Here is a 22201-nt window from a genome sequence, read left to right as displayed (position 1 = left end):
CTTTCTTAAAATAACAGCAAAAAATATTTTGAAGTGGTTTAATACTTCTGCTAATGGTATAAAAAATATGGGCTTTTTCTGCAACTGCCCCCAAGGAGAGTTATGAGATTTTCTGTGTTGAACACGACAGCCAATGCTGTCAGCTTTAAATCAGCAAGAGTTAATATTTTGGCGTCTTCTGATAATCATGGCAATTTGACTACGTTGCCTGATTTCTTCAATACAATCAAAGAAAATAAAGAAGACATTTTTCAAAAATCAGAGGATGAAAGTACATTGAATTTGTTTGTAAATGCAGGCGATTTCTATATTAATCCTTCCAAAAAAGGGTTTAGAACATATCCTGAGTCTACAAACGGGAATATTCAGAAAAGATTTCTCAGAAAATTAATACAAGAGGTCAAAAATCTTTTGCCTAAAAATTCAAACTTTGATGCCGTTTATACCCCTGGAAACCACTGCTTTGACGGGGGCGATGATACTTTGTTGAATTTAGTTGATATGAAAGAAATGACAACAGTGGTTTCAAATATCGACAAACGGAAATCGCCTATCTATAAAGATTTATCCAGAGAAAAAATGCCGCTGGTTGACTCAAAAGAATATTCTATCCCTGATAGTGATGACCCTGATTATAAGCACCACGTAATGATTTTGGGTGCGACTATCCCTACTATGAAGTTCTATAATCCCGGGCTTTTAAAGCGTTTATCGTTTTTTGATGACCAAGAAAAAAAAGATGCTCAATTGAAAAAAGAAGATTTGACAAAAACATTTGAGGTCTTGAATGAAAAAGTTTCTGATTTTAAAGAACGTTATCCAAATGGCGTTGTTCTCTTTTCTTCTCATATGGGAACAAAAATATCTAAAATGATTAGAGATGAAGTCCCCGGAATAAATGAAACATTTGACGCTCATCAACATGACTGCTCGACTATTTCTAAAGGTTTGTCTTCAATAAGCTCTCTCGGAAAAGATAATGAGCTCGTAAAATCTATTGCTCTTACTCTTGAAAAAAACGGCGATATTGAGCGTGAAACAAGTACCTATTTTACTAAATTATACAAGATGGATAATCTTGAAACAAATGGTGTCAAAAAACTCCTCGGTGCAACTTTCAAAAAAGATATGGAGCCTTTGATTAACATTGTCGACAAGAAAAAAGAACTTGAAGAATTGCCCTATGACAATGACATCCGTTATGCCAACAGTTATTTAGCAAATTATTTGACAAGTGCTATAAAACGCTCTGTCAGAGAAGATGTCCCAGATATAGACATTGTAGGTGTTCAATCTTCTATTATTCGCGGAGGGCTTAAAAACGGCTCAAATAACCTCGATATGATGAAGATATTTGATGGCGTCAGCGAAGATTTATCAGGCGTCGAAGTCGGAAAAGTTAAAGGAGAAGATTTGGTAGGGCTTATTGTCGAAAATGTTAAAGGTAATATCGCCGCTAAAACCAGAAATACTATAATCCATTGGTCTGATATAAAAGTCGACAGAACTTTGCTTGAAAAAATTCTATCGGGCGAAGAAAAACATAAAACCGCCTACGATGCTGTGAAAATCAGGAACAAAAATGAAAAATCATCATTCGTTAAAATAAATCCCGAAAAAGATTACACAATGGCTATCGCTGAAAAATATTTAATCAAAGACGATATCGAATATCCGAAAAAAATTCGTGAAAATTTCGTTCCGCTTCACAAGACCTATGATGAGCTATTTCGTAATTATTTAGAAGAAATTGACTACAATCTTTTAATTACGGACAAAACTAAAGAAAAAAGAATTGTTTAACTGCATTCTTTATTACTTTCAAGCTTGTCAAAAATGATTTGAGCGGCGTTTAACAATGGATCTATAGCTGGTGAATACGGTGGGGAATATGGAAGGTCTAAATTGAGAAAATTATCTATTCTTGTCCCGTTCCCGATGGCTGAGCTGACAGTGTTTATTCTCTGATTCGCTTCTCCACAACCTATCGCTTGTGCTCCGAATATTAATCGTGAACTCTTGTCTACCACCAGTTTTAATGTGATGTTCTCTACGTCAGGCATGTAGCCTGCTTTGTCTTTTTTTGTGACAGTAGCTGTTACAACTTCATACCCTTTTGCTTTGGCTTCTTTTTCTGTTACACCGGTTTGGGACATTGTGAATGAAAAAAATCTGCTTACTGCAGAGCCAAGAACACCTTCAAACGAGCAGTCATTATCAGAAATATTGAGTGCAGCACAACGTCCTTCTTTATTGGCTATAGAGCCCAACGGTATCCAACATGGGTTTTTTGTTATTTGATTGGTCTTTTCAACGCAGTCACCTGCTGCAAATATTGCAGATGCACTTGTTTTAAGGTGATTGTTTACCCAGATTGTGTTGTAGCAGCCTTTTTTGAGGTCTGTGCCATTTAAAAATTCCGTGTTCGGAACAACCCCTGCTGCAATAACTACCATATCAGTGTTTATCGCTTTACCCTTTTGTGTGATAACCTGTTTTACAATTCCATTTTTTCCTTCAAATTTTACCGCTCTATCTTCGTTTAGTATATAAACTTGTCCTTTTGTCATTTGAAGTACATGATTTTGTATAATCTGAGAAATCTCAGGGTCAAAAGTATTCATAATGTATTTGTTTGGCTCTATAACTGTCACTTCAAGGTGGTTTGCCACAAAGGCTTCTATGAGTTCAATAGAAATATATCCCCCCCCGATAATCGTGACTTTTTTTGAGTTAAGCATTGCGTTTTTGATATTTATCCCATCAGAAAGCTTTCTTAGAGAAAAGACATTTTTCAAAGCTATATTTTCAATAGGAGGAATAAATGGTCTTGCACCTGTTGCCAACACCAAAATATCATAATTTACAGTTTTTTCTGTTTCTGTTTTTAAATTTTTTATAAGTACATGTCTTTTTTGCGGTTCAACTTTTATACATTTTTTGTTCAGGTGGATATGTATATTTTGTTTTTCAAATTGTTCAGGAGTTCTGACGATGAGTTTGTTTATATCGTCAATTATGCCTTCGATAAAATAAGGTAAGCCACACGCAGAATAAGATATAATGTCTTCATCTGTAAATAAATCTATAATATAATCAGGGTTTTCACGGCGAAGTTTTGCGGCTGCTTTCGGTCCCGCTGCACCACCACCGATTATTACTATTTTTTTTGTCATGCTACTTACCTTATATTTCTATGATGTCAAAAAGGATTAGTCATCGAAAACCATTTTTTGAAGTTCAATTTCGCTTATATTTAAAAGTTCTTTTTCAATGGCTCTTGCATCATTTTCATCAGTAATATCAAGCAAAATTATTCCATAAGGAGAACAAGTTATTTTGTCTGCTCGATGTAATCCCACACGGGTTTTTATGGAACATCCGTATTTTGTTAAGATAGCTTGAAAATTTTCAGCGTTTTCAACACGGCTGTTCATTTTGATACCTAAAATTGTTGTCATAGATAAACTCCTTTTTATTATCTTTTTGGGGGAACTTATCCATTATATGTTATTTATCTTCAATTTCAAGCTTGCTTTTTTTGTGTTCTTCTTTTTCAAGTTTGGGAAGGCAAATATTTAGTATGCCGTTTTTTAATTTTGCTTTTGTATCTGAAACATTTATTTCTTCAGGGAAGTAGATGGTTCTTGAATATTTCCCGTAGCGAAATTCAGATTTATGATATTTTTTCTTTTTGTCTTGTTCTTCTTTTTCTGTTTGTTTTTCTGCATCAATGGTTACAGAGTTTTTTGTGATATCAACATTGATATCGTCTTTTTTAATGCCGGGAAGTTCAACTTTTAGTTTATAAGAGTCTTCAAATTCTTGAACGTCAATGGGCATAGCTATTCCGCTTAATTCCTTTTGGAAAATATATTCAGGGAACATATTGTCAAAACTCTTGTGAAGAATGGAGTTTATATCATCGTTGAGGGCGTTTAAAAAGGTGTCGGGTTTTTTAATCAGGTATTTCATGTCTTTTCTCCTATAGCTGTACTTAGATATTTTGCAGAAAAAAAATAATACTTGCATTGCCTGCAAGTATTATTCAAAAATAGTTATAGTGTTTAATCTTTAATAGTACTAATCGGAGTATTTAGCGAGTTGCTTTTTTTTGATGTTATGAACAACGGCGTCGACAAGTAGGTCGAAGGATTTTAAATTTTTGATATCAGCTGAGAATTCTTTTATCAACATTTCTTTGACCATGGTTTCAAGGTGCTCGTTGTCGTAATTTATTTCTTTTTCTTTGTCGTTACAAATCATGTCGACATAATTTGAATTTATTTTATAATCTTGAATTTGCGAGAACATCAGCCATTTAAGTTTAGGTTGAATATTTTTAAGTTCTTTTACGATTTTTAAATTTTTTAAATTAAACATTTTAGCTGAACCTCTCCGTTGTTAAAGCTAACATCTTGTATTTCTTTTATATTTTGTTTCTTTTTATATGATAAAACATTTTTGATAGATTGCAAAGTACATAATTTGTTAGTAAGTACGTATAACAATAAATTGTAGAATTCAGAGTTTGTAATTTTGTCTGAAAATTCATTTTTTAAGACATCTGCAATTATATCAGACATTCTTCCTGCATTGCATTGGAGTGCAAGTTTTTGGTCATAATAAATAACATCCGTAGGCTCAATATGGGTCGTTTCTTGGGCAACATACCAAATTAATTTTTTGATATGTCCAAAAGTTTTAATATATTTAGTATTAAAGCTTTTTTTCATTGTTTTTTGCTACTTCCTATCGGAATTATTTACATTTAGGTCATGCTTATTAGGCACATTTATACAATGAAACTGAATTTTTTTAATTAACCTCGGAGAGAGTATCTTTTACAAAACTTAATGAATGTCGAAAATTTTGTTTGAAGCAACTGATTTTAAAAAGCCCCACGCTTAATAGAAGGGCGTATAATTGGTTGGTAGAATTTACAACGGCGTATAAAATTTCATTTGTATCAACGCAAAGAATTATTTTATATTTTTCATTCTTTCATCAGATATAGTTCCACTTGTAGTTTTTAGAAGTGAACCATTAATTTCAACTGTATTTTTATTAAAATTACCCCAAATCAAAGAATTTGTTACTTGCGGAAATAAGTCAGAAGCAATATATAATCGATTGGTATCTGTTTTAAGAGTATCTGCAAAACGCCTTGTTTATAAATTTAAAACCAGTTGAGCTCTTTATAAGAGCTCAACTCCTATTTCTATATTGCTTATTCTATCAAAAGATATATTGTCTATATTTGTCATTCCACTAGCTGCTTTTTCTCGGAAGTCTATCAATTAATGCTTAATTTTCGGACTTGTTTTTGTTACAGCCGGCACAATAGCTGAGAGCATTCAGCTTGTTATCATCAGCGTAAATAAAGCTTCTGCAATAGAAAATGCTGTTTCTTAATCTATCTCGGCTCTAAGCTGTACACTCATTGATAGGTAACGGCTTTGCCTTATATTTCTTGATAAAAACATACTTTTGTATAAGCCGTGCTCCCTAGTATTTTCTCTTTTTTATGTTTGCTTATTTTTCTTTAGCACGTAAAATTGACTTTAATAATAATTAGGTGAATTTATGGGTAAATCGAAAAGAAGAATATTCAACAAGAATAAAAATACGATTGACCTTACTATGCATAGAGAAGATGCAATTGAAATTGTTTCATCTGAAATTAACGAGAACAGGTTGTCTGAAGAAGCTAAAAATTTAATTTCTTTGTTTGGTATTTCTGCTGAAGAACTGGCTGAAAGTGGCGTCACTTATGAGGATTTACGCTCTTTGGATTTTATTTTGTAACGAAATATTACAAAAAATACTCTCTCTTGAAATAATCTTGAAACCCTTGATACAACAAGAGTTGTGCCTATTCCAGTTTGTTTTGTCGTGAAAATGTATATACTTAATATAGCAATTTTCTATTCTTCTATGTTTTTATATAAGAGTAAGAGAGATAAAACAAAACCACACGAGAGACAATTAAGACGAGAGATTACACCACATAAAAGACAGCGAATTACAGAGAAAAACAAAATATTAAAAAATATAGAAAGAGGACTATTATGGCTAGAGTTTTAATTTCAATGCCCGAAGAATTTTTATCAAAAATCGATTCAGTTGCTGACAACGAAAATCGTTCAAGAAGCGAATTAATTCGTGAAGCTTTGAGAACTTATATACACAAACAAAAAGTTAGAGAAAATTCATTAGCTATGAAAAATGCAAATATTTTGGAAGCTCTCTTAGATTAGAGTTTCAACAATAATCCTTCGTTTCCGCTACTTGTGCAATGGGGATTGCTCAATGGGGACAGAGGACAGGCGCTAGACTACAAAATAGGTTATTTATTTGGGGATTTAAAGAAAGAGCTTACGCAATGTAAGCTCTTCTTATGTTTATGATTTACCTGAGAAAAAAATTGCGATGTTTTTGCAAGTCTTCCGCTTTTACTACAAAACCGCATTTCGAGCATGCTAGTATCTTTTTTGTACTGTCTATCGGCAAAAATATATGTTTGCAGGTATTTACATCTTCCAGCTCGTCTTGCACATTTAGATTAGCTGCCTCAAGGTCTGGCGGTGCTTTCTGTGTTTTCTTTTCAAAAAATTTTTTATATATTAATTCTATTATATACATTTCCTGATTTCTTCTATTATTTTTGCTATGCACAACAATAACGTAAATATAAACATGACGTTTCGTGCAAGTAAAAATTTTTGCATAAAACCTTCGTTTTTATTTTTAACTATTTCGTTCCAATTTTCAATGGGTCCCATCCAAAATTTTGCCTTTATATAGATATTAGGGTTTTCTATGTGTCGATACAAAAGTTCGTAAAGGGTTATCATTAAAGGTATTGTCCCCAGTGTTAGCAACATAATAGGGGGTAATTTCCCTATCGATACTAATATAATTATATTTAACATTGCTAATATAAAAATGGCACCTTCTGTTTTGACCGCATTGTGTTTGGTTTTAGCAATGGTGCAAAGCGTGATTTTTCGGTTTCTTTTATCGAAATCAAAATCCATAAATGTGTGTGCGTTTAATAATCCTATAGTTAAAAGTCCTGTTGATATTGAAACAAGTAGTATTTCAACGGAAAACGATTTTGTCATAACAAAATAAACGCCGCTATATAAAAGTGGTGCGTAGACTGTTCCGACAATAATTTCCCCCAGTCCAATATATGTAACTAACGGGTATAAAACACACAAAAAAGCGGTAATTAGCATTATGTATAATACCGGCAATCCACACTTCCAAACAAAAAACAGCCCTATCAGCCCGCCAAGAGCGAATAAGCAGAATGTAATCAACAGAATAATTCTATAGGTGGCGTGTCCATCTATAATATATTTGCATTTCCCCTTTTGAAAATTAATAGTGTTTTGCAAACCTTTTTTTGTTTTGTATTTTTCAAAATAATAATCAACAATATCATCAAAAAGATTTACGCCGAGGTGAACAGACAAAATTCCAATAAGTGCCAAAATTCCAAAAAATATGTTACCGCCCTCACTAAGTGCAAAAATAAAAGGCACACTCCATGACATGATTGTTACAGGCGTTGTATAGCCCCTTGAGGCGTTCCACCAAAATTTTATTTCATTTAAAATTTTGTTCATAAAAATTCCCTTTTGTTTTCCCTTATTAATAAAATTATAACAATATATATTAATTTTTGTAAACGTCTAAAATAAAGTCGAAAGTATCACAAAATAAGTTAAACATACTTATTTATATATAAAAAATCTCATACTTTTGCACCAATAATCCTGTTGAACTAAAGACAAGCTTCAAAAAATATGCTATAGTATTAGAACAAAATAAAAATAAGTGTTCTTTATACGTTTTATGTCGTTTGTGAACGCAATTGTAAATATTTTGTAATCTTACATCAAAAAAAGTCAATAGTTTATGTTTTCTTTTTTTTAGATAAGTAAGTGTGAAGGAAAGTTTAAATGTCGGAGGAAAGACATGACAATTAGTGTGAATTCAAGAAAGAAACAAGCTAAAAAATCATTTGATGACTTATTGAATGACTTGAGAACAAGTAATTCTGAAAAAGTTAGATATAATGCAGCTAGAATCTTGGGCGAAATGGGCGACTCTGCCGCTGTTGAGCCTTTGATTGATGTGTTAAAAAATGATAAAAACGGCTCTGTCCGTTTGTATGCCGCAAGAGCCCTTGGTGAACTCGGTGATATCGCTGCTACTATGCCATTACTTGAGTCTTTGAAAGAAGACCGAAACGTAGATGTTCGTGTCCGTGCTGCTCGTGCTTTAGGCCGATTGGGCGGAAAAGAAGTCGTTGTTCCTTTGGTTGAGGCTTTGAATGATGAAAATCCTCAAGTTTGTATTACTGCTACTGATGCGTTGATTGAAATTGGTGATGTTGCTACAGATGCACTTATTGAATCACTTGATCACGAAAAAGTTAATGTCCGTTGCGATGCAACAAGAGCTTTGGGTGAAATCGGTAATCCAAAAGCCGTTGAAAAAATTATTACTATGCTTAAAGATGAATGGGTAAATGTCAGAATTTACGCTGTTACATCTCTTGGCAAATTGAGCGATACAAAAGCTGTTCCTGCATTGATTGAGGTTATGCAAAATACTCAAGAAAATGATTTGGTAAGAGCCGGTGCCGCTGCTGCTTTAGGCGTTCTTAGAGATCAAAGAGCTTTGATGCCTTTAAGAGAATTGATTATGGCTGCTGAAGAACTTGGTGAGCTTGAAGATACAGCTTTGAAATCTTTCAAAAAAATCATGGCTGCTAATTGGCAATCAGTTCCAGGGGCTTCTCAAAAGAAAGTCGGCGTTTAACGTCATTTTTAGAAAAAGTTAAAAAAGACTCTCGCATAATCGAGGGTCTTTTTTTATAAATTAAGTGTTTTGCTGTGCTTTCTGTTTTACCCTATATCCTTAAATAATTCAGTTAGCGAAATCTTAAGCACTAGAGTTATTTTATAAATCGTCGCCAAGCTGGGGCGTTTCTCGCCTCGCTCAATACAGCCGATATAGTTTCTGGCGGTGTTTATTGAAAATGCGAGTTTTTCTTGAGAAATATTCTTTTCTTTTCGATATTGTTTTATATTTTGCCCGAGTTTATAATATAATTCATTAATTTTCTTTGTATCTTTACACATACCACCTATTGTGGTATATTTGTTTTGAGTTATCTACCACCCAGTAGGTGGTAAGACGAATGGTAAGGACGGTAAATATGAAAAAGGCTTTTACTCTTGCAGAAGTTTTGATTACGTTAGTTATAATAGGCGTTATTGCTGCGATGACAATACCTTCATTGTTGAATAATACAAATAAAGAAGAAACCAAGACTGCTGTAAAAAAAGCGTATTCTGCTTTGTCACAAGCTATTACACAACATTATGCTCTAACGGGGCAAACTTATTTTGATTTACTTAAAGAATGTGATTATGAGTCTGATTGTATGTATCAAAACTTCTTTTCAAAAAGAATGAATATAGTATCTTCAACAAACGATTCACAAGCCTACTCATATGGGGATGTTATATTTTATACATCAGACGGAATGGCATATTCTATAGACTGGGATTATATATCTGTAGATATAAATGGTGACAAAAAGCCAAATGAGTATACAGACTCCTGGCAAACACTTAAAGACGGGTATGGATTTCGCATTAATGGAGTTTATGATGATAATGGACACCGCGTAGCTGAAAAAGTCGATGGATATCCGCCCGTGATGGCGATTATATCAGGCAGAGACTGCTCTCAAACTCCCCATGATTGTGATATGTGCGAAAGTTGTCTCGACGAATAATTATCTTTTAGTTGCTTTATAAATCAAATCGCATAGGTCACGGACTGCACCTTTGCCACCATCTCGAGGGGCAATAAACAGTGAGGCTTCTTTGACTTCTTCTACTGCGTCATTCGGGCAACTAGGTAAACCGACAACTTGTAAAACTTTTAAGTCGGGAAGGTCGTCACCCATATAGGCTATTTCTTCAAAGTCTATATTGAATTCTTTTGCAATTTCTTCAAGGGTTTCGAGTTTGTTTTTTCTTCCTTGGCATATTTTGTGTATTCCAAGCATTGTGGCTCTGATTTCCACCGTTTTTGTGTTTCTGGCTGTAATGATTGCGGTTTTGAAACCTGATTTGTTTAACATTACTATACCTTGACCGTCTTTAGCGTTGAAGGTTTTATATTCAAGCCCGTTTTCGTCAAAAATGATACCACCATCAGTCATAACGCCGTCTACATCAAAAGCTATTAATTTGATTTTGTTTGCTCTATATAATAAATCTGTGTTTGTCATTAAGCAACTCCTGCTTTTAATAAATCGTGAATATGCACAAGTCCTATTGGTTTGTTGTTGTCGTCACAAACGGCAATAGATGTAATAGCGTGTTTTTCCATTATTGCAAGAGCTTTTGCTGCTAAATCTTTGTGGTGAATTGTTTTAGGGTTTTTAGTCATCACATCTTTTGTTTTTAAATCTGATACATCGTGATATTTCAACAAAGTCCTTCTTATGTCACCATCTGTAAGAATTCCTGTCATTGTACCTTGTTGATTTATTACAATTGCACATCCTAATTTTTTAGTAGAAATCAAATCAATAGTATTTATGAACGAATTATTTTCTTGAACGATAGGCAATTTTTCATCTTTAATCATTAAGTCTTGAACATTGTATAAAATACCTTTACCCAAAGCACCGGATGGGTGGAAAAGCAAGAAGTCTTCTTCTGAGAATCCACGTTTTTTCAAAAGACAAATTGCAATAGCGTCACCCATTGCAAGGGTTGCTGTTGTACTTGCTGTAGGAGCTTTGCCAAGCGGGCATGCTTCTTTTTCTACAGATATATCAAAAACCACGTCACTTTTTAGTGCAAGTGTTGATTTCGTTTTTCCCACTAAGCTTATTAAAGGAACTTCAAATCTTTTTATCAACGGTAAGAGGTTTAATAATTCAGAAGTTTCGCCGCTGTTTGACATTGCGATAACTACATCATCTCTTGTTATAATCCCTGAGTCCCCGTGGGTGCTTTCAGCTGGGTGCAAAAAGTAAGCGGGTGTACCTGTTGAAGATAAAGTAGCCGCTACTTTTCTTGCTATATGACCAGACTTGCCCATTCCTGTAACAATTACTCTGCCTTTAGATTTTATAATTAGGTCTATTGCCTTTTCAATATTTGAATTTATTCTCGATTTGAGCTCTATGATTGAATTAGCTTCAATATCTAAAACTTCTTTTGCTATATCTTGAACAGTTGTTGATTTAATAATCGCTTGAAGCATTTTTTGAACCTTTTCTCTCTTATATATATTATTATATGACAATCTCATATAAATAATGTAGTTTGTTATAAAAGTTTTGATTTTTTTTACATATATGTCGATTTATATAGTACCACTATATTGAGAGAAATTTTAATGATAGCTGTAGAAAGTTCTAACTTATACCTCGAGATTGGCAAGTACACGACAAGTGTATTTCAAGTTATTGATGAGGTTAAAAAATATATTTTGGAGAAAGAGTGCACCTCGTTGACGGTGGATGCTTCTCGTATGAATATGATTGATGCCACAAAAACTTGTATTTTGTGTTCGACATTTCATTTTGCAAAATATCCGGAAGGGTCAATGTTGTGGTTAGTACATGACAAAGAAACAATGTTCAATATTCGGACTTTGCGGCTAAAAAATATTTCATTAGAAGTAAAACCTCATTTGAATGATACCATCAGATATTTTGAGGAAAGGTATCGGACGAGCATTCTGTAGGCAATTTTAAGTTGTTATTTTTTGGATTGGTTAAAGAGTTCAACATGTTTGTAAGTAATATTGATACAAATTTTGCATTTAGGCTGCTACAATCAATTACAAATTCGTTTATGCCTATTTGTTCAAGAGGGCGAATGTAATCGTATATTTGTAAAATTTCGTCTTTGAACATGTGCATTCTACAAAAACCATCAACAACAAAGGGGTAAAGTTTTTTTAAAGAGGGGTCTTTTAGTGCATAATTACCTTTGTGGCAAGGTGCTTTGCAGGAAAGTCTTGATACTATTGCAGAATCGTTATTTAAAGGACATAATCCGAGCGATGGAACTCTTATGTTTCCACTGATTGTAAGTTTTTTGTTCGGTATAATATGTTTTATCTTTTTTATACATGATTTTATGTTTTGAAAATCTTTAAAAGTTGTAAAATCGATAGTGTTTATAGGGTGCAAATTGTTCAAACAGTTAATGGACATGCTATTTAAGAGGTTGATTCCTTGCCCGATTTCTATAGGGAAACGGTGAAGTTCACTGTCGTTGATAAAAGCCCACAAGTAACCGATATTGTTAGCGATTATTGTTGAAGGGTGCGGTTCTTCAAGGCAAATATTTTTGACGTATTCATACACTCTGTCAAAATCTCGTTCTATTAAAATACGAGGGGTGCTTACTTGAAGCTTTATGTCTTGGGCTTTGCAGAATTTTTTAACTTTTGTCATGACCTCGCTGAAACTGCTTTTTGCAAGGTCTGAGGTGTTTAATATTTCACCGAATTCAATTGAGTATATTGGGTTGAAGCCCAATCTGTCTATGAATTTTTTGACTTCTTTCATTTGTAAGAGAGAAGATAGTCTTAGATTTATTTTTGGTAAATTCAATGATTTGTATTCGACATGACCTTTTAGACGAGTTCTTTTTGCATCCCATTCGAATGTCTTGATGTATCTGCTGAATTTGAAATCTTTTCCTTGAGCACTTATAACTTCTCCTGAAAAGTGGTTCGTTTGGTAAAAGCTTTTTCTTATATGTTTAAAAGGCAATTTCTGATTTTTGAAAACTTTTGGTTTTTCAAGAATTTTTTCAACAAGATTTATACCGTCTAATATTTCTTCAGAGGTTGCAAATTTCCCTTTGATAACAATGGAGTCAATAGCTTTTAGTTTTTTTATATCTTCTGCACACCAAGGTAAGTTGTCGCTGTCAATTGAGAGTGAAAGATTGGTGTATTGCTTTATTTTTGCAATATTTTTGAGGTAAATTTCTTCCGTAATAATAAGCCTGTTTGCCTTATGAAAATTGTTTATAAAGTCGATTCCAGCCAGATTGTGTATATCAAAATACGAGTCGATAATCACTTCGTAAGGTAAGTTGTGCGTTTTCACAGCTTCAAGTATTGCAAAGCTGTTTATAAAAATTCCATCAATTTTAGTCGATTTTAAATATGTAATGAATTTTTTTATTTCGACAATTTCATCTTCTGTTATATTGTGCTTGAAATTGACATATATCTTTGAATTTGTGGCGTGTGCCTTGTCTATAAACTCTTTAACATAGTCAAAATTGTTGTTAAGAAATTTGTGATGATAAACATAAAACTCTCGGCATGATGAATTTTGAGTAAAGGTATCAATGTCGGAAGGTTTTTTTATAGGTGATATTACAAATATTTCTTTCAATTTTTACCCCAATTTATATATATATTACAAATTTATCTCATTCATTTCAAGTAAATTATTATAAATTTATACTCCATATAGTTTATATATTTGCATGCTATTGTTTTATGCTGTTATACTATTTTTGGTAAATAGTAATGAATTTGCCAATTTTTATAAACCAAAGTAAAATATAAATAAATTACTGTTTTTATACGATAACCTCGTTAGCAGGAAGGTATAAAATTCTGATAAGTATTGAGTGAGAATTATAGATGCTGAATAACCCGAACGAGTGGCACAATATAGAAGATGAAAATCAACAAAATCAAGATGAAGCACAGGCTCCGTCAGATAATGTTGCGACTGAAGAAGATTTACAGGAGTTGGCTCCTAATCAAGGTGATGCTCAAAAAATAAAAAAAATTATTATAGTTGTTGTGATATTCCTTGCTTTATTGGCAATAGGTTTGTTTAAACATACTCAAGACATAAATAAAGATATCGACAAAACGTCTAACCAAGAAGAAATGGGCGATTATTTCTATGATCAAGCCAAAAGTAAAGATGGTTCAAATGAAACAGCTACTGTAGAAGTTGCCGTAGACTCAGGTTTGCCTGATGGTGCTTCTGTTAAGGGTAAATTGCCTGCAGATGATGTTGCTCAAGGGAAAGACGGATTGCCTCCCATTGCTCAAGCCGGTCAAGATAAAGATTTGGTTTTCGTTTCAATAGGTGGAGGCGGACGTGAAAATCCGTTTATTCCTACTATATCAAAAAGTGGTTCTTCCGGTCCAAGCGTTTCGTACCCTACTATTGGATTTGATTTGATTGAACCTCCGAAAGCTACTTTACCTGATGTTCAAGCAGAAGAATTAATGCAAACAACCATATCAGGTATTATGTTTGATTCTAAAAAACCATCAGCTATTGTAAATATTAACGGAAAAGATCAACTTGTAAGAGTGGGCGATAGATTAGCTGGCTTTACGATATTGAATATTGCCAGAGATAAAGTCATAGTAAAGGCTGGAACAAATGTCTTTAGAGCTTATGTCGGTCAATCCTTTACCACAGATGGTGTTGTCCATGTTGCTAATCTGCAAAATAAATTTGGCGGAGCGTATAACGGTAGAAATATAAAATCATTAAGATTTGATAACTAGAGGAGTTAAGTATATATGTTAGATAACAAAAATAAAAAAATATTAAAATGCTTTTCGGTAGCAGCAATGCTATCTATGGTATTCTCATATATGGCGATTGCGGCTCCTCAGGCTAAAATGCAGGCTACTGCCTATCATCCGCAAGCCAGAGGTGCTTATTCTAATCCGAATAATATTAAGCTTGAAGGTGATGTCTCTTTGAGTCATGGCAATCAGATAATTAGTGTTAGTTTACGTGATTCAGATGTCAAACAAGCTCTTAGAATGTTTGCGGATAAAGCAGGTTTGAATATTATTTTCCACAGTTCAGTAGATGGAAAAATTACTTTAGACTTGGTTAATGTTACTTTGAATAACGCTTTCAAAATGATTATGCAAATGAGCGATTTGTCTTATGTAATCAAAAATGACACTATTATGGTTATGTCAGCTACCGCTAGTAAAACAAGTAATGTATCAAAAGATACAATGACTACGATTCCGGTTAAATATGTTGATGCTTCTGCACTTGCTTCGTTTTTGAATAAAAATGTATTTTCTATAAATAAACCTGGGCTTTCTAATTCAGAAATCGTTGTTACAAATCCGTTGAGAAATGAATTATTAATTTTTGGTACAGATAATGATTATAGAATGGCCAAGAAAATAGTCGATAAGTTGGATGTTAAGCCTACAGCAACTACATACAAAGTAAATCATACAACACCAAAAGAAATGGCTAATTTGATTTGTACAACATTGTTGGCAAAAGGTGGTTCTGCGGGTTCAGCTGCAACAGGTTCTTCATCTTCTGCGTCTTCATCTCAATCAGGATCTCCGCAGGGAGGTAAACCAACAGGTGGTGCTAGTTCATCAAGCTCTTCAAGTTCATCATCTTCTTCATCTTCATCATCATCTTCTTCTGAAGTTAAAGACCTTGAAATGGGAGGTGGCGTTGTCGCTTGCAGAATAGAAAATAGTGCTAATGCAGGTGCTCTTTCATCATTCAATAACAATTCTATGTCTGTTATATATAATACAGGTTTGGGCTCTGTTTCAATTTTCGGCGGCTCTCCTGAACAAATAAAATTAATTAGTGATTATATCGCTGCAAATGATAGAAAACAACCTCAAGCAATGATTGAAATCTCTATTGTCGAATTAACTGAAGAAGGTGCAAAAGACTTCCAAAACTCTTGGGAACTATCTTTTGGTAATTTCTCGGCTGCATTTTCTCCTGATAATGGTTTTTCAACAGGAGTTATCCCTTGGCATGGACCTTATTCTACAGGTACAGATTATTTGACACAAAGAATTTCTTATTTGATAACAAATAATAAAGGTCGTCAACTTGCAAATCCAAAGGTAATTGTAACAAGCGGTCAAAAATCTGTTATCGATTTAACATCTGATTATATAGAAAAAATTGAAGCTCAAGTAATGACATCTTCAAGTGGTACAGTTGCCGGTGGTATAGAAAAGACTTACACAATTGGTGACGATTTGGGTATGAAAGTTACATTGGTTGCTTTTATCAGCCCCGATGGCTATGTTTCAATGAATGTAAAACCTGATTATTCTACTGTTTATAAAGAAGTTAATGATACTTTAAAAACAAGTAGCGGTGATTATAAATATCTTGCGGCTACTTTGTTAAGCAGAAGAAACTTAGAATTAAATAACATAAGAATCAAAGATGGTGAAACATTGGTTCTTGGTGGTTTAACAAAAGAAGAAGAGAAAAAAGAGGTAACAAAAGTACCTATTTTGGGTGATATCCCTGTTTTGGGAGTATTCTTTAGAAACTCTTATAAATCAAATTCTAAATCAGAGCTTGTAATCTTAATTACACCACGTATTATCAAAGATACTGAGGATGTTGCTCAGTTATAAAGAGTAAAAAATGGCAAACCAACAAATTACAGATAAATTAAAACAAATTATAGATTTTTCTTCTGTGGCACAATTCGACACAGAAGAATTTTCTCAACTTGGTTTTATCCCATTAGGTCAAAAAAATAACCTGTTTTATGCGGCAGTTTTATCAGGTGCAAATCAAGATGCTGTCCAACAAATAATAGAAAAAACCGTCAGTGTTCATAATTGCAAATTTTTGGTTGTGGAACATGTTGCATTTGCCGATGTCCTTAACTATATACATCAGCACTCAGGAATGGCTCAAGTAGCTACACCATCAGCAATTCATGATGCTCCAAATGAGGCGGTTGGAGAAGCTAATCCAAGTCAAAACTCAGGCTCTAAAAAAAGAATTGGTGAAATTCTTATTGATATGGGCTTTATTACAGAGGATCAACTCTTTGATGCGTTGGTTGTTGCTAAAAAATCATCAGTTCCTGTCGGAACAGCACTTGTTCAAAAAGGGTATGTTTCAATTGCTGATTTGAAGGTTGCATTGTCTGCTCAACAGGGGTTTGAATCAGTAAATGCAGATCAGTTGAAAATTGATTCTAATATCTTAAATATATTGCCCGAAGATTTTATTAAATTAAATAAAGTTATTCCTTTAAGCTTTGACGGCAAAACTCTTGTCGTTGGTATGGTAAACCCAAATGAAAAACATGTTATAAATGACATTGTGTATTTAACAGGCTTGAGACCTCGAGTTATGTTGATTACGTATTATGAATTTACAATGTGTTTGGAAACCTATTATAACGAGTCTAAAAAAGAAACTTCTCAAATTATGAAATCAGTTGAACAAGAGTCAATTGAATTCAGTGAAGAAGAATCTTTATTTGAACAAGCAGAGCGTGAACTTCAAGACACTTCAAGTTCTGTAGTTAAGTTTGTAAATAAAATTATTACAGACGCTATTGAGTCGCACGCAAGTGATATTCACATTGAGCCAAGACTAGCAAAATTTGTTGTCAGATACAGAATTGACGGCATTTTGAGAGAAGTATTGCAACTTCCTGCAAAATCTGAATCCGCAATTTTGACCCGTCTTAAAGTTATTTCAAAAATGAATATTGCAGAGCATAGACGCCCTCAAGATGGTTCTTTTTCAATTAAATATAAAAATCAAGACTACGATTTCAGAATAAATACTTTGCCTGTTGCAGGTAAAGAAAAAATGGTAATCAGAATTTTGACGCCAGCCGTAGCTATGACTGTTCAAAATCAAGATATTGAACTAAATGGGGCTATGGATGATGATTTAGAAAGAATTAAACGTATAAAATCAGTTCCAAACGGGATTATCCTCGCAACAGGACCTACCGGAAGTGGTAAAACAACTACTTTGTATGCGTTGCTAAAAAATATTAATGATGAAAAAATAAATATAACTACTATCGAAGATCCGGTCGAAATTCGTATTGAAGGTGTAAATCAATCACAAATTAATACGAAAGCGGGTATTACTTTTGCTTCTTGCTTAAGAGCTATTTTAAGACAAGACCCCGATGTTATATTAGTAGGTGAAATTCGTGACTATGAAACTTTAGAAGTTGCAATTTCGGCTGCGTTGACAGGTCACTTAGTATTGAGTACCTTGCATACAAATTCGGCTGCTGCTACTATCACCAGATTGATTGAAATGGGTGCTAAAGATTATTTGATATCATCAACAATCGCTGGCGTAATCGCACAGCGTTTGGTAAGAAGATTGTGCCCTCATTGTAAAGAAGAATACCATGCTTCAAGAGAAGAAGCTCAACTTGTTGTAATGAATGATAAAGAAATTGAAAGGTTTATGCAGGTTCCTATATACAAGCCAAAGGGTTGCGAAAAATGTGGTTTCCAAGGCTATGAAGGCAGAATAGGTGTATATGAAGTACTGCAAGTTACTAAAGAAATAAAAAGACAAATAGCTTTAGGTGCTCATGACATTCAAATTGAAGAAGCTGCAATTGGTACTGGAATGAAAACATTGCAACAGTCTTGTCTTGGACATATATTGCGTGGTGATACAACGATTGATGAGTTCATTCGTGTATTAGGTCCGGTGAATGAATAAGGGTTTGATGTATGCCGGTATATAATTACATAGCATTAAAAAATAATAGTGAAGTTGTAAAAGGCAAAATTGAGGCTGATGACACAAGACAAGCACGTCAGCAAATTCGTCAATTAGGTTATGTCCCTACAAAGGTCTACGATACGGCTTCAAACTCGTCTCAACAACAAACAGTCAATGTCGCAAAATTGCAGAGCCTTTCTTTGAAGGAAAAAATTGATTTTACTTCAACTTTTAGAACCTTGCATAAGGCAGGTTTGCCGGTTGTTGAGAGCTTGATTTTTATGGAGAATGATGCTTCAAGCAGAAGAATCAGATTATTAGCTAGAGAAATAAGAAAACAGATTATATCAGGTTATACTTTTTCTGATACGTTGGCTCATTATCCGCAAATATTTGGTCAAGTGTATATAGGTTTGGCGAAAGCCGGTGAAGATTCTGGTGAAATGGAAAGATCCTTCGACAGAATAATTGAATTGTTACAAAAAGAAAGCGATATTAGAGGTAGAGTGGTTTCCGCTTTAGCTTATCCGTCTTTTGTTGTCGTTCTTGCACACGTAGTAGTTCTGATTATGTTGATGTTTGTTTTCCCTGCTTTTAAAGATATGTTTGACATGATGGGAAAAGAACTTCCTATCTTTACCAGAATTTGTATGGGAGCCGGAGAGTTCTTAAAAGATAAATGGTTCGTTATACCTCTTGGCTTGGGTACTTTAATCTGGAGTGTTGTTTATCTCTGGAAATGGTCTGTATCAAGAAAAGAAATTGATAAATTGATGTTGAGGATACCATTGTTATCTGATTTGTTAAAATTTTCAGCTTTTTCAAATTTCTTATCTGTGTTGCAAGTAGCATATGAGGCAGGTATCCCAATTGTGGATTGTTTATATTTGTCTAATTTGACATTTTCCAACTCAATGATGCATGAGGCTGTAAATCAGGCGATAAAAAAGGTTCAAGGCGGTGCTCATTTGTCTGTAGCAATGCGTAGTGCTAAAATATTTCCCAAAATGATTTTGTTTATGGTTGCGACAGGTGAACAATCCGGTAAGCTTGGTGAGTTGATGCATCAGTCAGTATTGTATATTGACCAAGAGTTAGACAGGGTAATTGATATTATATCAAAAATGATTGAACCGATATTGTTAATATTCATTGGTGGTATAGTTTGTTTCTTGGCTTTGTCATTATACTTACCTTTATTCCAATCATACCAACTTGCATAAGAAAGAGGATGTTATGTCAAAAGATGAAAAAAAACAAATAGATCAAGATTTTATAACGGGTATATGGTCAGAAAGAATATTGGTAATTACCAAAGACTATGAGATAAAAGGGAATGTCTTTATGCCCAAAACGGGAAGACGCAATCGTGTATTGTCAGATATTCTCAATGGCGGAAAACGATTTGTGGCAATAAAAGATTGTGAGATTAAACATAGAGAATTTCCAAATAGAAAAGTAGAAAATCATGATTTTTTGCAGTTAAATTTGGGCTCTATAATATTGCTTCGACCGTTAGATGACGAAGAAGAATAAAAAAAGCTTGATTTTGAGAAATGTCTATGGTATCAATATAGTATATTGAAAGACAAAGGGCTATTAGCTCAGGTGGTTAGAGCGCACGCCTGATAAGCGTGAGGTCCCTGGTTCGAGTCCAGGATGGCCCACCATAAAAAGACCGTTATTCGGTCTTTTTATTTTTTGTATATTTATAAATTGTTTGAACCCCATGATATACTTTGAGAAATTCAGATAGTAAACTTTTAAATCATCTTATATATTATACCGTTCAAGTTACAATGGGTTGAGACATCGTTTTAAGTACAAATTTATCCAGCAAAGAATTATTGAATAGCTTGAAGTATATTCTGATTAATAATAATAGTTGTATTTGTTTGATTTATAGATGAATTTAAATCATTTTCTACTTTAGAGCTTACATCTGCTAGATAAGCTCCAGCTATTTTTGATAGATTTTCGAGATTTTCAGTGTCCGAGGTAATATTCAAAGTTTTATCAAACTGTCTGTCCAAATAATATACCATAGGTGTAGGATAAAATACATTTAACAAAAAATTTTACATTCAAATATAAAACGACAGTATTGATTTTTTTTTTGCTTATGATATCATAATATTGTTCCCAAGGGGGATTAGCTCAGTTTGGTAGAGCACCTGCTTTGCACGCAGGGGGTCAGGAGTTCGAGCCTCCTATCCTCCACCATTTATTAAAAGAGACCTTAAGGTCTCTTTTTTCATGTTATAAGCCGCTTTTCGGCTCTACAAAGTTCTATTCGGCGAGATACCATTTCTAATTTTTGATTTCTATTACCTTGAAACTCAATTAAATTAAAAGTTTACAAAAGTTCGAGTGCGAATAAGGCAATGATTACGAGTCATTATCTTGATTTTCTTCGAATAATTCCTTACATTTCGGAACAAATGTGTCGAAATTGTCATCAAAAAATTTGAAAAATGCTTTTTGTTCGGCTTGTATTTGTAGAGTTGTTTCCACTTTTTCTTCTTTAACAATATCCTTTGATTGATTAATTTCTCCTAACTCAATCCTCTGCAAAATTTCTGCAAGTTTCAAAATAGATTTTCTTGATTCCTCATAAGTTGGTTTTGAATTGCCAAATTCAATGATAAAATTCGGTTTTTTGTTTGTCATAGTTTTCTCCTTTTTAAGTTATAATTAATTTATGAACAAAGAAGAAATAAAATTACTAAAAGATATAAAGCAAGATACAGAAAATCTTAGAAATTTATTAATAAAAAACACTAATGATTTAATTTATAAATCAAAAATTAATTTTAATATTTTTTGTTGTTCTCTTGACGCTATCGAAGATAGTTACTTAGCTATTGAATTTTATTTTAAAAATGGACTTGGAAATGAAGCCGGAGAAAAATATTTGAAACTTTGGGGATTATTGCAATCAATAATAATACAACAAGATGCGATAATTGAACTATACAAACTAGTAAATATTCAATATCAATGTAAAAGTGCTTTCAAAAGCATAAGAGATGTTAGAATACAAATTTCTGGTCATCCCGTAGCCGCAAAATACGGAAAATTACTTTGCTACACAACACGTTGCTCAATTGATAACGATTTCATTGACGTAATAATGTATGACAAAGAACGAATTTCTGAAGATTCATCACACATAAATTATAGAGTCTTAATATTTGAATATTTAAATGAACTTGATATTTGCTTAAAAGATTTATACAAACTTAATTCAAACTAATCATAATGAAATTATGCAACATTTCCTAAAAGATTTATGCTATCAATTTTAAAAATTAACGGAAGAAAATCTTCGTCTTTTAAATTCTTAATAAATTTATTGACCAAAAGTTCTAGTTTCGCCTCTTTTAGTCCAAATTTTAAAAAAGAGACATTAAGGTCTCTTTTTTCATGCTATAAGTGAGTTTTCCGTGCTACAAAGTTCTATTCGGCGACGGACCTGAAATATTTATTCGGCAAAAGGTAATCATTGTAAGCTATATTTATTTTGTATGTTTTTCTCTGTTTCGGGTAGTTCTTTTCATTTTAATTTTGGAAAGTTTTTGTTTCTTTTATATTTTAAAAAGTAAATTGAATAAATCAAAAGAT

Annotated in this window: 23 protein-coding genes and 2 tRNA genes; 13 read left to right on the top strand and 12 right to left on the bottom strand. The window is 33.3% G+C overall.

The features are described 5' to 3' along the window. Positions 1-102: 102 nt before the first annotated feature. Positions 103-1803 (top strand): hypothetical protein, encoded by a 1701-nt coding sequence (locus PHV37_08035; protein ID MDD3238027.1) that lies wholly within the window; start codon positions 103-105, stop codon positions 1801-1803. On the opposite strand, the gene PHV37_08030 is transcribed toward PHV37_08035, so the two are convergent. From PHV37_08030 to PHV37_08010, 5 genes are all read right to left on the bottom strand, one after another. Then, entirely contained in the window at positions 1800-3176 is a 1377-nt protein-coding gene (locus PHV37_08030; GenBank protein MDD3238026.1) for an FAD-dependent oxidoreductase, read from the bottom strand. The genes PHV37_08035 and PHV37_08030 overlap by 4 nt on opposite strands. Positions 3177-3212: 36 nt before the next feature. Next, positions 3213-3461, bottom strand: a complete 249-nt coding sequence (locus PHV37_08025) for a hypothetical protein (GenBank protein ID MDD3238025.1) — start codon at positions 3459-3461, stop codon at positions 3213-3215. A gap of 49 nt (positions 3462-3510) precedes the next feature. After that, entirely contained in the window at positions 3511-3975 is a 465-nt protein-coding gene (locus tag PHV37_08020) for an Hsp20/alpha crystallin family protein (GenBank protein MDD3238024.1), read from the bottom strand. A 108-nt stretch (positions 3976-4083) separates the two neighbouring features. Further along, a complete protein-coding gene (locus PHV37_08015) occupies positions 4084-4383 on the bottom strand; it encodes a hypothetical protein (protein ID MDD3238023.1) in 300 nt (99 codons plus the stop codon). Beyond that, a complete protein-coding gene (locus tag PHV37_08010; protein MDD3238022.1) occupies positions 4371-4736 on the bottom strand; it encodes a hypothetical protein in 366 nt (121 codons plus the stop codon). Before PHV37_08010 ends, PHV37_08015 begins: the two co-directional genes overlap by 13 nt. Positions 4737-5586: 850 nt before the next feature. Here PHV37_08010 and PHV37_08005 point away from each other — a divergent pair. Together PHV37_08005 and PHV37_08000 are read left to right on the top strand one after the other, a co-directional pair. Next, positions 5587-5808 (top strand): hypothetical protein, encoded by a 222-nt coding sequence (locus PHV37_08005; GenBank protein ID MDD3238021.1) that lies wholly within the window; start codon positions 5587-5589, stop codon positions 5806-5808. A 263-nt stretch (positions 5809-6071) separates the two neighbouring features. Continuing rightward, positions 6072-6260 carry a ribbon-helix-helix domain-containing protein gene (locus PHV37_08000; GenBank protein ID MDD3238020.1) on the top strand — a complete coding sequence of 63 codons (189 nt, stop codon included), beginning with the start codon at positions 6072-6074 and terminating at the stop codon, positions 6258-6260. A gap of 375 nt (positions 6261-6635) precedes the next feature. Here PHV37_08000 and PHV37_07995 read toward each other — a convergent pair whose 3' ends face one another. Then, on the bottom strand, positions 6636-7637 hold the full coding sequence (locus PHV37_07995; protein MDD3238019.1) for a prenyltransferase: 1002 nt from the start codon (positions 7635-7637) through the stop codon (positions 6636-6638). A gap of 352 nt (positions 7638-7989) precedes the next feature. Between PHV37_07995 and PHV37_07990 the strand changes: the two genes are divergently transcribed. Next, complete coding sequence (locus PHV37_07990) at positions 7990-8838, top strand: HEAT repeat domain-containing protein (GenBank protein MDD3238018.1); 849 nt, start codon at positions 7990-7992, stop codon at positions 8836-8838. Positions 8839-8924: 86 nt separating this feature from the next. Here the strand turns inward: PHV37_07990 and PHV37_07985 are convergent, their stop codons facing one another. Next, complete coding sequence (locus PHV37_07985) at positions 8925-9161, bottom strand: helix-turn-helix transcriptional regulator (GenBank protein MDD3238017.1); 237 nt, start codon at positions 9159-9161, stop codon at positions 8925-8927. Positions 9162-9238: 77 nt separating this feature from the next. Between PHV37_07985 and PHV37_07980 the strand changes: the two genes are divergently transcribed. Beyond that, the gene (locus tag PHV37_07980; protein ID MDD3238016.1) at positions 9239-9823 is read left to right on the top strand and encodes a type II secretion system protein; all 585 of its coding nucleotides are present in this window, start codon (positions 9239-9241) and stop codon (positions 9821-9823) included. Here PHV37_07980 and PHV37_07975 read toward each other — a convergent pair whose 3' ends face one another. The 3 genes from PHV37_07975 to PHV37_07965 all read right to left on the bottom strand — a co-directional run bounded on the left by PHV37_07975 (position 9824) and on the right by PHV37_07965 (position 13471). Continuing rightward, positions 9824-10324 carry an HAD-IIIA family hydrolase gene (locus tag PHV37_07975; GenBank protein ID MDD3238015.1) on the bottom strand — a complete coding sequence of 167 codons (501 nt, stop codon included), beginning with the start codon at positions 10322-10324 and terminating at the stop codon, positions 9824-9826. It lies immediately after the preceding gene. After that, entirely contained in the window at positions 10324-11310 is a 987-nt protein-coding gene (locus PHV37_07970) for a KpsF/GutQ family sugar-phosphate isomerase (GenBank protein ID MDD3238014.1), read from the bottom strand. Before PHV37_07970 ends, PHV37_07975 begins: the two co-directional genes overlap by 1 nt. Before the next feature lie 445 nt (positions 11311-11755). Beyond that, the gene (locus tag PHV37_07965) at positions 11756-13471 is read right to left on the bottom strand and encodes a U32 family peptidase (protein ID MDD3238013.1); all 1716 of its coding nucleotides are present in this window, start codon (positions 13469-13471) and stop codon (positions 11756-11758) included. Between the two features lie 254 nt (positions 13472-13725). Here PHV37_07965 and PHV37_07960 point away from each other — a divergent pair, with 254 nt between their 5' ends. The 6 genes from PHV37_07960 (at position 13726) to PHV37_07935 (ending at position 20247) form a co-directional block, all read left to right on the top strand. Further along, on the top strand, positions 13726-14616 hold the full coding sequence (locus tag PHV37_07960) for a hypothetical protein (protein ID MDD3238012.1): 891 nt from the start codon (positions 13726-13728) through the stop codon (positions 14614-14616). 15 nt (positions 14617-14631) lie between these two features. Then, a complete protein-coding gene (locus PHV37_07955; GenBank protein MDD3238011.1) occupies positions 14632-16488 on the top strand; it encodes a secretin and TonB N-terminal domain-containing protein in 1857 nt (618 codons plus the stop codon). Positions 16489-16498: 10 nt separating this feature from the next. Continuing rightward, positions 16499-18574 (top strand): ATPase, T2SS/T4P/T4SS family, encoded by a 2076-nt coding sequence (locus tag PHV37_07950; protein MDD3238010.1) that lies wholly within the window; start codon positions 16499-16501, stop codon positions 18572-18574. Between the two features lie 11 nt (positions 18575-18585). Continuing rightward, on the top strand, positions 18586-19800 hold the full coding sequence (locus PHV37_07945; GenBank protein MDD3238009.1) for a type II secretion system F family protein: 1215 nt from the start codon (positions 18586-18588) through the stop codon (positions 19798-19800). A gap of 13 nt (positions 19801-19813) precedes the next feature. Continuing rightward, entirely contained in the window at positions 19814-20113 is a 300-nt protein-coding gene (locus PHV37_07940) for a hypothetical protein (GenBank protein MDD3238008.1), read from the top strand. Positions 20114-20170: 57 nt separating this feature from the next. Continuing rightward, positions 20171-20247, top strand: a tRNA-Ile gene (locus PHV37_07935). A 174-nt stretch (positions 20248-20421) separates the two neighbouring features. Here PHV37_07935 and PHV37_07930 read toward each other — a convergent pair. Next, positions 20422-20622: a hypothetical protein gene (locus PHV37_07930; GenBank protein ID MDD3238007.1), complete on the bottom strand. Its 201-nt coding sequence runs from the start codon at positions 20620-20622 to the stop codon at positions 20422-20424. 101 nt (positions 20623-20723) lie between these two features. Between PHV37_07930 and PHV37_07925 the strand changes: the two genes are divergently transcribed. Further along, positions 20724-20800: transfer RNA gene (locus PHV37_07925), tRNA-Ala, on the top strand. A gap of 165 nt (positions 20801-20965) precedes the next feature. Here the strand turns inward: PHV37_07925 and PHV37_07920 are convergent. After that, complete coding sequence (locus tag PHV37_07920; protein MDD3238006.1) at positions 20966-21247, bottom strand: hypothetical protein; 282 nt, start codon at positions 21245-21247, stop codon at positions 20966-20968. Between the two features lie 31 nt (positions 21248-21278). Here PHV37_07920 and PHV37_07915 point away from each other — a divergent pair, with 31 nt between their 5' ends. Further along, positions 21279-21833, top strand: a complete 555-nt coding sequence (locus PHV37_07915; protein ID MDD3238005.1) for a hypothetical protein — start codon at positions 21279-21281, stop codon at positions 21831-21833. The last annotated feature ends 368 nt before the right edge of the window (positions 21834-22201 follow it).

Source organism: Candidatus Gastranaerophilales bacterium (assembly GCA_028693235.1).
GTDB lineage: Bacteria > Cyanobacteriota > Vampirovibrionia > Gastranaerophilales > Gastranaerophilaceae > JAQUVW01.
This window is presented reverse-complemented; position numbering and strand designations above follow the sequence as displayed.